The sequence below is a fragment of the Yeosuana aromativorans genome, assembly GCF_014646655.1.
Lineage (GTDB): Bacteria > Bacteroidota > Bacteroidia > Flavobacteriales > Flavobacteriaceae > Yeosuana > Yeosuana aromativorans.
On record NZ_BMNR01000008.1, the window covers coordinates 129,456 to 141,445 of the forward strand.

General features: G+C 36.3%; 11 protein-coding genes, 2 tRNA genes and 1 rRNA gene. 4 read left to right on the top strand and 10 right to left on the bottom strand.

Features of this window, described 5'->3' with window-relative positions; translation table 11 throughout:
- The first annotated feature begins 2 nt into the window (after positions 1-2).
- Positions 3-971 (top strand): ABC transporter ATP-binding protein, encoded by a 969-nt coding sequence (locus IEW94_RS15305; protein ID WP_188654674.1) that lies wholly within the window; start codon positions 3-5, stop codon positions 969-971.
- Positions 946-1,986 (top strand): ABC transporter permease, encoded by a 1,041-nt coding sequence (locus tag IEW94_RS15310; RefSeq protein ID WP_188654676.1) that lies wholly within the window; start codon positions 946-948, stop codon positions 1,984-1,986. The genes IEW94_RS15305 and IEW94_RS15310 overlap by 26 nt, the downstream gene beginning before the upstream one ends.
- Positions 1,987-2,178: 192 nt before the next feature.
- On the opposite strand, the gene IEW94_RS15315 is transcribed toward IEW94_RS15310, so the two are convergent.
- The 9 genes from IEW94_RS15315 to IEW94_RS15355 all read right to left on the bottom strand — a co-directional run bounded on the left by IEW94_RS15315 (position 2,179) and on the right by IEW94_RS15355 (position 9,193).
- A complete protein-coding gene (locus IEW94_RS15315) occupies positions 2,179-2,952 on the bottom strand; it encodes a LuxR C-terminal-related transcriptional regulator (RefSeq protein WP_188654678.1) in 774 nt (257 codons plus the stop codon).
- 148 nt (positions 2,953-3,100) lie between these two features.
- Positions 3,101-3,175, bottom strand: a tRNA-Val gene (locus IEW94_RS15320).
- Between the two features lie 49 nt (positions 3,176-3,224).
- A tRNA-Val gene (locus IEW94_RS15325) sits at positions 3,225-3,299 on the bottom strand.
- Between the two features lie 63 nt (positions 3,300-3,362).
- Complete coding sequence (locus IEW94_RS15330; protein WP_188654680.1) at positions 3,363-4,580, bottom strand: bifunctional folylpolyglutamate synthase/dihydrofolate synthase; 1,218 nt, start codon at positions 4,578-4,580, stop codon at positions 3,363-3,365.
- 2 nt (positions 4,581-4,582) lie between these two features.
- Positions 4,583-5,431: an energy transducer TonB gene (locus IEW94_RS15335; RefSeq protein WP_188654682.1), complete on the bottom strand. Its 849-nt coding sequence runs from the start codon at positions 5,429-5,431 to the stop codon at positions 4,583-4,585.
- A gap of 21 nt (positions 5,432-5,452) precedes the next feature.
- Positions 5,453-5,848, bottom strand: coding sequence for an ExbD/TolR family protein (locus IEW94_RS15340; RefSeq protein WP_188654684.1), 396 nt, complete (start codon positions 5,846-5,848; stop codon positions 5,453-5,455).
- Between the two features lies 1 nt (position 5,849).
- Positions 5,850-6,551, bottom strand: a complete 702-nt coding sequence (locus IEW94_RS15345) for a MotA/TolQ/ExbB proton channel family protein (protein WP_188654686.1) — start codon at positions 6,549-6,551, stop codon at positions 5,850-5,852.
- A gap of 55 nt (positions 6,552-6,606) precedes the next feature.
- Entirely contained in the window at positions 6,607-8,013 is a 1,407-nt protein-coding gene (gene nhaD, locus IEW94_RS15350) for a sodium:proton antiporter NhaD (protein ID WP_188654688.1), read from the bottom strand.
- 115 nt (positions 8,014-8,128) lie between these two features.
- Positions 8,129-9,193 carry an anhydro-N-acetylmuramic acid kinase gene (locus IEW94_RS15355; protein ID WP_188654690.1) on the bottom strand — a complete coding sequence of 355 codons (1,065 nt, stop codon included), beginning with the start codon at positions 9,191-9,193 and terminating at the stop codon, positions 8,129-8,131.
- 94 nt (positions 9,194-9,287) lie between these two features.
- Here IEW94_RS15355 and IEW94_RS15360 point away from each other — a divergent pair, with 94 nt between their 5' ends.
- Together IEW94_RS15360 and IEW94_RS15365 are read left to right on the top strand one after the other, a co-directional pair.
- Entirely contained in the window at positions 9,288-10,430 is a 1,143-nt protein-coding gene (locus IEW94_RS15360; protein ID WP_188654692.1) for an acyl-CoA dehydrogenase, read from the top strand.
- Positions 10,431-10,563: 133 nt separating this feature from the next.
- Complete coding sequence (locus IEW94_RS15365) at positions 10,564-11,832, top strand: alkaline phosphatase family protein (RefSeq protein ID WP_188654693.1); 1,269 nt, start codon at positions 10,564-10,566, stop codon at positions 11,830-11,832.
- 63 nt (positions 11,833-11,895) lie between these two features.
- On the opposite strand, the gene rrf is transcribed toward IEW94_RS15365, so the two are convergent.
- Positions 11,896-11,990, bottom strand: a 5S ribosomal RNA gene (rrf, locus tag IEW94_RS15370); the annotation flags it as partial.

Sequence of the window (11,990 nt, forward strand, 5' to 3'; positions counted from 1 at the left end):
TCATGGAACCAATTATAAAACTCAACAATCTCACCAAGCAATATGGAACATTCAAAGCGGTTGATGCTTTGAATCTTGAAATTTACAAAGGAGAGATTTTTGGTCTGTTAGGCCCAAATGGAGCTGGAAAATCTACTACCATTATGATGATGCTGGGGTTGACAGAACCACATTTTGGAAGTGCTTTGGTGTGTGGTTATAATGCCACTGAAAACCCTATTGAGGTAAAAAAACGTGTAGGTTACCTACCGGATACTTTGGGTTTTTATGACAATAGAACCGGTTTGGAAAATCTGCTTTATATAGCTCGGTTAAATGGTATTTCTGAAGATATAGCAATACAAAAAGCTACAGAATTGCTAACCAGGGTAGGATTGGAAAAGGATATACACAAAAAAGTGGGAACCTATTCAAGAGGTATGAAACAACGCTTGGGATTGGCAGATGTACTTATTAAAAATCCTGAAATCATAGTCTTGGATGAGCCCACACTTGGTATTGACCCCAAAGGTGTTCGCAGTTTCTTGAAGTTGATTCATCAATTAAGCAGAGAAGAACAACTTACGGTATTGTTGTCATCACATCATCTGCATCAAGTACAACAAGTTTGTGACCGTGTGGGTATTTTTGTAAATGGCAAATTGATTGCCGAAGGCGATATTCCAACCTTATCAAAAAAACTATTAGATGAAGCACCTTATACTGTTGAAATTAGACTACAGGAAAACCATCAAGAAAATCTGATCGCCATTCAAAATCTTTTAAAACAAACACAGGATATAAAAAACGTAACCATTGAACAAGATTACCTTTCAATAACCTGTACCAAAGACATCACGGCTTACATAGCAAAAACACTTATCAATGCTGGTTTTAATTTGGTGCATTTGCATAAAAAAGAATTTGGATTAGATGATATTTACCAACGTTATTTTGAAAATACAGATGAAAACTATAGACAAACTGCATAACCCAATATCATTCATAAAAGAGCAAATAGCGTCCAGTTTGCTTCAAACCAAAACATCAAAACAAGAAAAAATCCATCCGTTTTGGGTCATGGTGCAAAAAGAAACTGCAGATCATATACGCAGTTGGCGCTTTATTATCTTGCTCACACTTATAGTTTTAACTTGTTTTGGAGCCCTATATACTTCTATTGGAAGTTTACAGGAAGCTCTAAGCAACACCAAAGATCCCAACCATGCCTTTGCCTTTTTAAAACTACTAACAGCCACCGATGGCACACTCCCTCCCTATCATGTGTTTATAGGCTTTTTAGGACCGCTTTTAGGAATTAGCTTAGGCTTTGATGCCATTAATTCTGAGATGAATAATGGCTCCCTTGTGAGAATAATGGCACAACCCGTTCATAGGGATTACCTAATCAATGCGAAATTTACGGCTGCATTAATCACGATTAGCATGCTGTTTTTTTCATTGAGCCTTTTATTTGTTGGCTGTGGTATTTTGGTAACAGGTTTAACCCCAAGTCCCGAAGAGTTTTTAAGAATCTTGGCGTTTACGGTTTTAAGCATTTTGTATGTATCTTTTTGGTTGAACCTTTCCATTTTATTTTCTGTTAAATTCAGGCAAGCAGCAACATCGGCACTGACCTCAATAGCTGTTTGGCTGTTTTTCACAGTATTTTACCAATTTGCCGTTAATATAATTGCAAGAGCTCTTATCCCTGCTAATGGAGTTGACCCCATGAAGATGTTGGGATACAAGAAATTAATCATGGGTTTGATGCACATTGTTCCCAGCCAGTTGTTCAACGACGCCACAACGACCTTGTTGGTGCCTTCCGTTAGAAGCTTGGGACCGCTTTCTTATAGCCAGATGTACGGTGCCATACCATCGGCACTTCCCTTGAAGGAAAGTTTGCTTATTGTATGGCCACAATTAACGGGGTTAATAGCCGCAACCGTATTGTGCTTTGCCATTACCTATTATCTCTTTATGAGAAGAGAAATAAGGGCCTAACAATAAAAACCTAACTTTTAGAGGGTAACATTTAAGCAAAAAAAAAGTGCCATATGAATTTATTTCATATGAACACTTCTTTAAATTCTCCCTAAGAATTGATTAATAGCAGTGTAAATGTCTTAAATAAATCACTATTCCACAATACTCAAATTGAGTATATTTTAGTATGATTTGTAAATAATGGGCAATTTATAAAATAAGATAGGTATTGGTTTTAATCATACCAATCAATTCACCTGTTGAAGCTATTTTAAGTTTTTTTAAAATATTCCTACGATGTGTATCCACAGTATTAGGGCTAATGCTCAGTTTATCGGCAATATCCTTGCTAGAATAATTCAACACTAAAAGTCTAATGACATCACGCTCTCTGTTACTGATGCCATCAGATATTAATTTCTGATAAAAATTGTTAAAATACTTGGTTTCGTATTCGTTATTTTCATTAAGCATTTTAGCGGTTGCCGATACCTGTAAATTTATTTTAGAATCTAAAACGGTATAATGTGCCAAGCCTATTATGGGTTTATCATTGACATCAAACTCCAATGGCGTGGTATTTTGTATCACATTTACATAGCTGCCATTAGAGTTTTTAATGCGATAATTCCAAGTGTAGCTCATATTGTGTCTCTCATCAACTTCTATATTGTTGAGCGTAAAATCCATAAGCTCATTTAAGGCCTGTAGCCATTGCTCAACATCATCTGGGTGCATTCTACTCCAAAAATAGCGCATTCCCTGTGTCTTCATGATTTCTGCATCCAATCCCAAACAGGCAGCCATATTTTTACTAATATATTCAAACGTTAAATTTTGTGTATTGGTAATACAAAAAAACGTAGAACTATAAGGCAAATAGGTGTCTAGCTCAATAATCTTCTTGATATGGTCTTCCAGCGAAGGTTTATCATACGATTTGAAAATGTCTTTGTAAACACTTTTTATATCATCAACAATCATAGCAACACATTAAATGATTTGGAAAGATAAAAAAAATCTAATCCAAATTGAATTTAAATATTACATAAAGAACTGAAAAACAATCTAGGGAAATGAGATGCGTTTAAAATAAAAAAAATCTGCATGTAATACAGATTTTCTATTGCTGTGGGTCATACTGGATTCGAACCAGTGACTTCTACCCTGTCAAGGTAACACTCTAAACCAACTGAGTTAATGACCCTTAATTTAAAACATGGACATAAAAAAACCCATCTTTTGATGGGCTTTTGTGGGCGCAGAGGGATTCGAACCCCCGACCCCTTGGGTGTAAACCAAGTGCTCTGAACCAACTGAGCTATGCGCCCTCTAAATTGGTTTGCAAATATAACCTAGATTTTTAATCTGCAAAAGCTTTTTTGATAAAAAAATCAAATTATTTCAGCCACTACAAACGTACTGCCTCCGATAAATATAAAGTCGTTTGGTTTAGCAAAACCCAAGGCAGCTTTATAAGCGTCTTTAACGGAATTATAGGCCTCTCCTTTTAATTTATGCTCTATAAAAAATTGCCTTAATATGTGAGCATCTAACCCTCGTGGTATATCTGGTTTGCAAAAATAATAGGTGGCCTGCTTTGGTAACAAATCAATGATAGCGTTTAAATCTTTATCATTCACCACACCAAAGACTATATGTAAAGCATCAAAATTCTCTTTTGAAATTTGATCCATCACATATTTCAGCCCCTCTCGGTTATGGCCTGTATCACAAATCACTTTGGGGTTTGAATGGATTTGCTGCCAGCGTCCCATTAATCCAGTGTTTTTCACAACATGCAACAATCCTTTTTCAATTTGTGCCTTGGAAATATCATATCCTTTATGCTGAAGTTCCTTAATAGCCTGTAAGACTGTCATGATATTCTTGGACTGATAGCTGCCAATTAAATCACTTTTGGGAATGACAACGGATTCCTTATCTGCAAATGCAATGTTTGAATTATTTTTTTTTGCAACAGCTTCAAAAACCGGCTTGGTTTCTAATTGTGTTTCACCAATAACTACAGGTATGTTTGGTTTGATAATGCCCGCCTTTTCATAGGCAATGGCCTCTAAGGTGTTTCCTAAAAACTGCATATGATCAAAACCTATGTTGGTAATGACTGATACTTCTGGCGTGATGATATTGGTTGAATCCAAACGCCCACCCAATCCAACTTCAATTACGGCAATATCAATTGATTCTTTTGAAAAAAATTCAAAAGCCATCCCAACGGTCATCTCAAAAAAGGACAAGGAATGGTTTTCAAAAAACGTTCTATTCCTTTTAATAAAACCCGTTACAAACTGCTTACTAACAGGTTTACCATTTATTTTAATCCGTTCCCTAAAATCCTTTAAATGAGGCGAGGTATACAAACCCACTTTATAACCCGCTTCTTGTAAAATAGAGGCCAGCATGTGGCTTGTTGACCCTTTACCATTGGTACCTGCTACGTGAACTGACTTAAAATCATGTTCCGGATTTCCTAAATGACACGAAAGTTTTATGGTATTTGACAAATCATTTTTAAAGGCTGTTTTACCCTGCCGTTGATACATGGGTAGTTGAGAAAACATCCATTCTAGAGTATCTTGGTATGTCATTGTTATTGCCCTAGAGTGAAGTTTACTTTAACAAAACCAATTTGTCTTTCTGGCGCATTAGGATCTGGACGCCATTTGTGTGATAGGGCTATTTTTTTTGCGGGTTCCAATAAACAAGGTGCTGTATTGGTTGTTCCTTTTTGACCAGGCTCAGCAGAAATTACATTACCGCTTTGATTGACTATAATTTTTACAATTACCAAACCAGACTCATTACAATCTTGCTTCATAGTTTGATAGGTTGCTCTACCTCTACCATTTAAACCATAACCAACACCACCACTTCCTGCACCACCAGAACCAAAATAACTTGGTGCATAAGGATCACCATCCAATTGTCCTTTATCACCGCTTTTGTTATCGTTTCCTTCACTACCACTATCAACACCTTCAGATTTACTGACACCACCAATCAAGGCATCTAGTTTTTTCTTTTTGGCTTCTTGTTCTGCTTTTTCCTTGGCAAGTCTATCAGCTTCTGCCTTTGCTTTGGCTTCTGCTATTGCTTTGGCCTTGGCTTCCGCTTCCTTTTGTTTTTTGATGGCAATGGCTTCTTCATTTTCCTGAGTCAAGACTTCTTCTTTCGCTTCTGAAGATTTAGTCGGCTCAGATTTAGCAGCATCAACCTGAGGTGGATTCTCTTTTTTTATAGGTTCAGACTTGACTGGTTTTTTCGGCTGCACCCTTCCCTGGCCAAAATCTGAATTTCCGAAATTAACAGCAACCCCATATTCTATTGGTGGATCCATATAAGGTGCTCCCACAACAAATAACAACAAAATCAATATAACCATGATTAGTGTTGTTAATTTGGCAGAATTCCTTTCATGTTTCGTTTCGAAAAATTTCATTAGGAATAAGAAGTAAATGGATTAATCATTTGGCTTAACGGCCAATATTACCTTGAATTTGTTTCGGTTGGCGATGTCCATAACTTTAACCACATTTTCAACCGGCACCGACTTTTCGGCACGTAAAACGACCGTTGGTTTCTCTTCATTGGATAAAGCTGCAATTAATTCGGTTTCCAAAACACTTTCGCCTACACGTTTTTCATCAATGTAATAGGTCAAGTCTTTTTTGATGCTCACAGCAACCGATTTTTTGTTTTCAGTTTTACCACTGGCTTTGGGCAACAAAATATCAATGGCACTAGTGGATACCAAAGTAGAAGCTATCATAAAAAATATAAGTAACAAGAACACAATATCTGTCATGGAAGACATATTGAATTCTGGCGATACTTTGTTTCTTCCTCTGATATTCATATTAGGATGGTTCGTTTAAATGGTCTAAAAACTCCAATGAATTGGCCTCCATTTGATAGACCACTTTATCGGTTTTAACTACCAGATGATTATAGGCCATAAACGCCACAATACCGACAATCAATCCGGCAACCGTCGTGGTCATGGCCGTGTATAATCCGCTGGCCAAAACATCCATTTGGATGGTGCCCCCCGCATTGGCCAACTCAAATATGGCTAAAATCATTCCAATTACCGTACCAAGAAACCCTATCATGGGACCAGCACCAGAAATAGTAGCTAACATACTAACATTTTTTTCCAAGCCATAAATTTCCAATCTGCCTGCGTTTTCCAAAGCTGTATTAATATCGGCCAAAGGCTTTCCAATTCTTGAAATGCCCTTACCTATCAATCTGGATACAGGCGAATTGACTTGGGCACATAGTATTTGTGCCGAATCAATTTTTCCATGGCTTACATGGTCTTTTATTTGATTCATAAAATTTGAATCGACTTTTGAGGCTGCCTTTATAGCAAACAAGCGTTCAAAATAAATGTAAGTGGCCAAAACAAGCATTAAAAACAGAACCGCAATAATAACCTGTCCGGCAACACCACCGCTGCTGATTAGTTCAATAATAGAAAGTGTTTTTTCAACTGGCTCACCATCTTGAATGGCTTCTACGCCTTGTTGTGCATTTTGTAATAATGTGTTTAACATATAGTATTTTATTTATTACCGATTATATAACGCATTTTTAATTGTCAAAGTATAATTAAAACAAACTTCTGGTTACCATAAATGATGCTGCTCCAACAAGGAAGCCTATTAAAGCCAACCAAGAGATTTTTTTCAGATACCAGAAAAAGTTAATTTTCTCCATTCCCATAGCTACAACTCCGGCAGCAGAACCAATAATCAACATACTGCCACCTGTTCCAGCAGAGTAAGCCACAAAATGCCACAGTTCATTATCTATAGGTTCTGAGAACATACCCAAACTAGCAGCTACCAAAGGTACGTTATCTATAACAGCTGAGGCCACACCTAATAACAATACAACTATATCCGAAACTCTCTCATATCCAGCAATTGGAGGTATTTCAGTACCAAGCATAGGCATGTTTTCTTGCAAGGATGATGCAAACTCAAATAATATCCCTAAGGATTCTAAAGCCGCAACAGCCATTAAAATACCAAGGAAAAATAAAATACTTGGCAGCTCAATCCTGGATAATGAATGATGAACCGGACTATGCAACGCATTTGCATCACTTTCGTCAGAATCAAACTCAGTCATACTGAATTTAGAACTACTATAAATTTCGGCAAAAATAGCAACAACACCCAAGGACAACATCATCCCCATGTAAGGTGGTAAATGTGTTACCATTTTAAATATAGGCACAAATATGATTGCTCCTAAACCTAGATAAAGCATCGTTGAACTAAATCTGGATTTCTTTTTATTATCCAACTCTTCATCAACCTCTAAATCTCCTTTGAAAACGGGCAAAAAAGAAGCTATTAATGATGGCACCGCCATACACAAAAACGACGGCACAAATAAATAACCTATTAAATGACCTGTAGTAACCTTTTTACCTATCCACAACATAGTTGTTGTTACATCACCTATAGGCGACCATGCGCCACCAGCATTGGCTGCAATAATGATTAAACCCGCATAATAAAGACGTACATTTCTATCCTTGACTATTTTTTGAAGAATGGAAATAAGCACGATAGTTGCTGTAAGGTTATCAATAATGGAAGATAAAAAAAACGCTAAAATTGAAAACACCCATAAGATTTTTACTTTGCTTTTTGTTTTAACAAAATCCTTAATGGTTGAAAAACCATCAAAATAATCGATAATCTCAACAATGGTCATCGCGCCCAAAAGGAATACTAATATTTCCGATGTCTTCCCTAAATGGTGCAACAAGGTTTCTTCCATGATATCAAGTTTCTTTTCTCCTGAAAAGGAACCGAAACCTTCCATTAAGGCATGCTTAGCTGAATCAAACCAATGGGGGAAGCTCTCTATTCCCATGGCTATGAGTGCCCAACAAATGGCCATCATGACCAAAGCTGGGATAAGTTTATCAATTTTTAAACTGTGTTCCAAAGTAATGGCCAAATACCCCATTACAAATACTAAAATAATAGCTGCTTCCATAAATTTAATTGTAAAAAAATTGTTTGGCCAAACTCTCGTTCGTCAAAAAAAATTAATCTGTTGATTTAACAAATATAAAAAACAAAAAACCCTAATGGATTAATTTTACAAAAATTTATGGATAAAAAATAGTGCCTGAACTGTGATCGTATTGAGCCCCCGTAACAGATTGTAAACAGTTGACTTCTCCTCTTAGTCTAAGAACTCCCAGAAACGCAAAAATCAAGGCCTCTTTAAATTCTACAATGTTTTTATGAGGAATAACAATGGCATTGTTTGTTTTTTCTTTTAGCTTGTCAATCAGTAATTTATGATATACACCACCTCCGGTTATCAAGACTGAAGCGTTGTTTTTATGATTTATTTCTTCGGAAATTTGAACGGCAATATGTTCAACAAATGTTCGCAAGACACCCTTTATATCCAATTTAAAAGAATCCATTAACGGGATTACGTTTTTATAAACCCATTCCAGACCCAGTGATTTAGGATAGGGTTCTTTATAAAAACCCAAATTATTTAATTGATTCAATAAGTCCTGATTAACGTTTCCCGTTGACGCAATGCTTCCGCTGTCATCAAAATCAAATCCTAGTTGATTAACATAGTAGTTTAAAACAATATTCACCGGACAGATATCATAAGCAACCCGTTTATTATTGATATCTGTTGATATATTGGCAAATCCACCAAGATTTAAACAATAGTCAAATTCTGAAAACAACAAGGCATCACCAATAGGTACTAACGGTGCGCCTTGTCCGCCTAAACGAACATCCTGAACTCTAAAATCACAGACTACGGTTTGTTGTAATAATGTTGCCAAATCGGGCAAATTTCCAATTTGATAGGTCAGTTTGTTTTCTGGTTGATGCAAGGCGGTATGCCCATGTGAACAAATGGCATCAATTTCTGATATCTTATATTTATGGATAAATCTATTGATTTTGCTTGCTAAATATACAGTATATTCTTTGTCTATTTGCTGTAATTCGTTTTCTGTCAATAAAACCAAACCCTTAAGTTTATTCACCCAATATTTATCATACGGAAGCGTTTCTGCACAGATGATTTCAAACTGCCAATTACTATCAAAGTTAAAAGCAGTATAAACCAAGTCTATGCCGTCAAGTGATGTTCCAGACATCACACCAAGAACTTTATAATTCGATTTTATCATATTGAGTAAAAATAACAATACTTATTGAAAATATTCTATTAAAAACCTATATTTGTGTACATTTTTTATCAAATCAACAGTACAATTACTAATTATGGATTTTAATCTTACCGAAGAACATATAATGATACGCGATGCAGCTCGCGATTTTGCACAAAATGAATTGCTTCCTGGCGTTATTGAGCGCGATGAAAATCAGCATTTTCCAGACAAATTGGTTAAAAAAATGGGAGCTTTAGGGTTCTTAGGTGTTATGGTTGATCCAAAATACGGGGGTAGTGGTATGGATTCCATTTCCTACGTTCTCATCATGGAAGAACTGTCAAAAATTGATGCGTCTGCATCGGTCATCGTATCTGTTAATAATTCGTTGGTCTGCTATGGCATTGAAAAATTCGGTAATGAAACTCAAAAAGAAAAATATCTAACAAAATTGGCAACTGGTGAATTTGTTGGTGCTTTTTGTTTAAGTGAGCCCGAAGCCGGAAGTGATGCCACATCCCAAAAAACAACAGCTATAGACAAAGGAGATCATTATCTAATAAACGGAACAAAAAACTGGATAACCAATGGGGGGCGTGCTGATGTGTATTTAGTCATGGCTCAAACTGATAGGGATAAAGGATCGCATGGTATTAATGCCTTTATTGTGGAAAAAGGCATGGAAGGATTTCATGTTGGTCCTAAAGAAAATAAATTAGGAATTCGCGGGAGTGACACACATACTTTACAATTTAATGACGTGAAAGTTCCTAAGGAAAACCGTATCGGCGATGACGGTTTCGGATTTAGATTTGCCATGAAAACACTCTCTGGCGGGCGTATTGGTATCGCTGCTCAAGCACTTGGCATTGCACAAGGCGCTTATGAGTTGGCTTTAAAATACTCTAAAGAGCGCAAAGCCTTTGGAAAAGAAATAGCGCAACATCAAGCCATCGCCTTCAAATTAGCCGATATGTACACCGAGATTTCAGCCGCAAGACATCTAGTTATGAAAGCTGCTTGGGATAAAGATCAAGGCAACAATTATGATATATCCAGTGCAGCGGCAAAATTATACGCGTCACAAGTGGCCATGAAGCATACGGTTGAAGCTGTTCAAATTCATGGCGGTAATGGGTTTGTAAAAGATTATCATGTAGAACGCTTAATGCGGGATGCCAAAATCACCCAAATTTATGAAGGCACTTCTGAAATTCAAAAGATAGTAATTTCAAGAAGTATTATTCGGGATTAAATTTATGCCAATACTCAATCTTTCTATAAACACCTTGCGTAGCTGGGTGTTTTTTTTTGAATTTACAATCAGATAATATTAAAAGCCATCAGTTTTTTTTTAAAGTTATTTTTGGATACACTAACAATTCATTATGAAAAATATTTTATTTCTATCCATCTTATTCACAACATTTTACATCACAGCTCAAGAACCTACATATGATGCTGTTAGAAAAAATGAAATTGTGTCCAACAAACTAGAAAATAGCAAAGAAACTTTAAACAAACCCTATGTCATCATGGTATCGTTAGACGGTTTTAGGTTTGATTACGCTAAAAGATACAATGCTAAAAATATATTGAACATGGCCAAAAACGGCAGTAGTGCAACAAGATTGATCCCTTCATTTCCCTCCAAAACATTTCCTAACCATTATAGTATAGCAACAGGATTGTATCCAGAGCATCATGGTATAATATCCAACTCTTTTTACAATAAGGAGACAGGTACAAGATATAGTATTGGAAATCGTGAAGCAGTTCAAAATGGCGATTGGTATGGGGGTATTCCTCTATGGAATTTGGCACAGCTTCAAGGAATGTGCTCAGCATCCTACTATTGGGTCGGCTCCGAGGCTGATGTTAACGGAATGCATCCTAAATATTACTATCCCTATAACAAACAGACACCTTACGAGTACCGCATTAAACGTGTTTTAGAATGGTTACAATTACCGGAAAATGTCCGTCCCCACATCATAACCCTTTATTTTTCTCTTATAGATACAAATGGACATAAATATGGACCAAATTCTGAAGAGACCAAGCAGGCTGTCCAATATGTGGATAAACAAATAGGTGTTTTAAGGAATGGTTTAAAAAAATTAAATCTTCCTGTCTATCTCGTGGTAACCTCAGATCATGGCATGGACGAAGTTTCTCATTTAATCAATATTCATGATTATGTAAATGTGAATAATCAGCAGTTCTTTGCGGGACCTGTAGCCATGATTTATACTAAAGATGAAGCTGAAACAGATTCTCTTTTTAATAAACTAACCCAACAGACCAATTTTAAAACTTATAAAAGAGCCCATGTTCCAAACTATCTAAACTACAATGACAATCCAAAAATAGGCGATTTGGTTTTGATTACCGACCCACCAAATACTATCATAAACTCCCAATCTGATAAAACAGAATTGAAGCAACTGGAAGGAACTCATGGTTATGATCCCTTTGAAAATAAAAATATGGGCGCTATTTTTTATATTGAAGGTCCAGATATAAAAAAAGATTATAAGCTGTCTCCCATTGAAAATGTGAATATTTATCCTTTAATAGCACACTTATTACAATTGACCATAAACGAGCCAATCGACGGGAAATTTGATGCAATGTCTTCTGTAATCAAAGAATAAAGCCTTTCTACTTCAACTTAGAGCAAAAAAAATCCCTTCATTAGAAATAATGAAGGGATTCAAGAAAGGCAACGACCTACTCTCCCACAAATGCAGTACCATCGGCGCTAACGGGCTTAACTTCTCTGTTCGGAAAGGTAAGAGGTGAGCCCCGTCGC

What these genes read in the sequence shown, in the direction of transcription:
- IEW94_RS15335 (WP_188654682.1), bottom strand. Translation starts at nt 5,431, where the DNA reads ATGAAATTTTTCGAAACGAAACATGAAAGGAATTCTGCCAAATTAACA.
- IEW94_RS15340 (WP_188654684.1), bottom strand. Translation starts at nt 5,848, where the DNA reads ATGAATATCAGAGGAAGAAACAAAGTATCGCCAGAATTCAATATGTCT.
- IEW94_RS15310 (WP_188654676.1), top strand. Translation starts at nt 946, where the DNA reads ATGAAAACTATAGACAAACTGCATAACCCAATATCATTCATAAAAGAG.
- IEW94_RS15345 (WP_188654686.1), bottom strand. Translation starts at nt 6,551, where the DNA reads ATGTTAAACACATTATTACAAAATGCACAACAAGGCGTAGAAGCCATT.
- IEW94_RS15330 (WP_188654680.1), bottom strand. Translation starts at nt 4,580, where the DNA reads ATGACATACCAAGATACTCTAGAATGGATGTTTTCTCAACTACCCATG.
- nhaD (WP_188654688.1), bottom strand. Translation starts at nt 8,013, where the DNA reads ATGGAAGCAGCTATTATTTTAGTATTTGTAATGGGGTATTTGGCCATT.
- IEW94_RS15365 (WP_188654693.1), top strand. Translation starts at nt 10,564, where the DNA reads ATGAAAAATATTTTATTTCTATCCATCTTATTCACAACATTTTACATC.
- IEW94_RS15315 (WP_188654678.1), bottom strand. Translation starts at nt 2,952, where the DNA reads ATGATTGTTGATGATATAAAAAGTGTTTACAAAGACATTTTCAAATCG.
- IEW94_RS15360 (WP_188654692.1), top strand. Translation starts at nt 9,288, where the DNA reads ATGGATTTTAATCTTACCGAAGAACATATAATGATACGCGATGCAGCT.
- IEW94_RS15305 (WP_188654674.1), top strand. Translation starts at nt 3, where the DNA reads ATGGAACCAATTATAAAACTCAACAATCTCACCAAGCAATATGGAACA.
- IEW94_RS15355 (WP_188654690.1), bottom strand. Translation starts at nt 9,193, where the DNA reads ATGATAAAATCGAATTATAAAGTTCTTGGTGTGATGTCTGGAACATCA.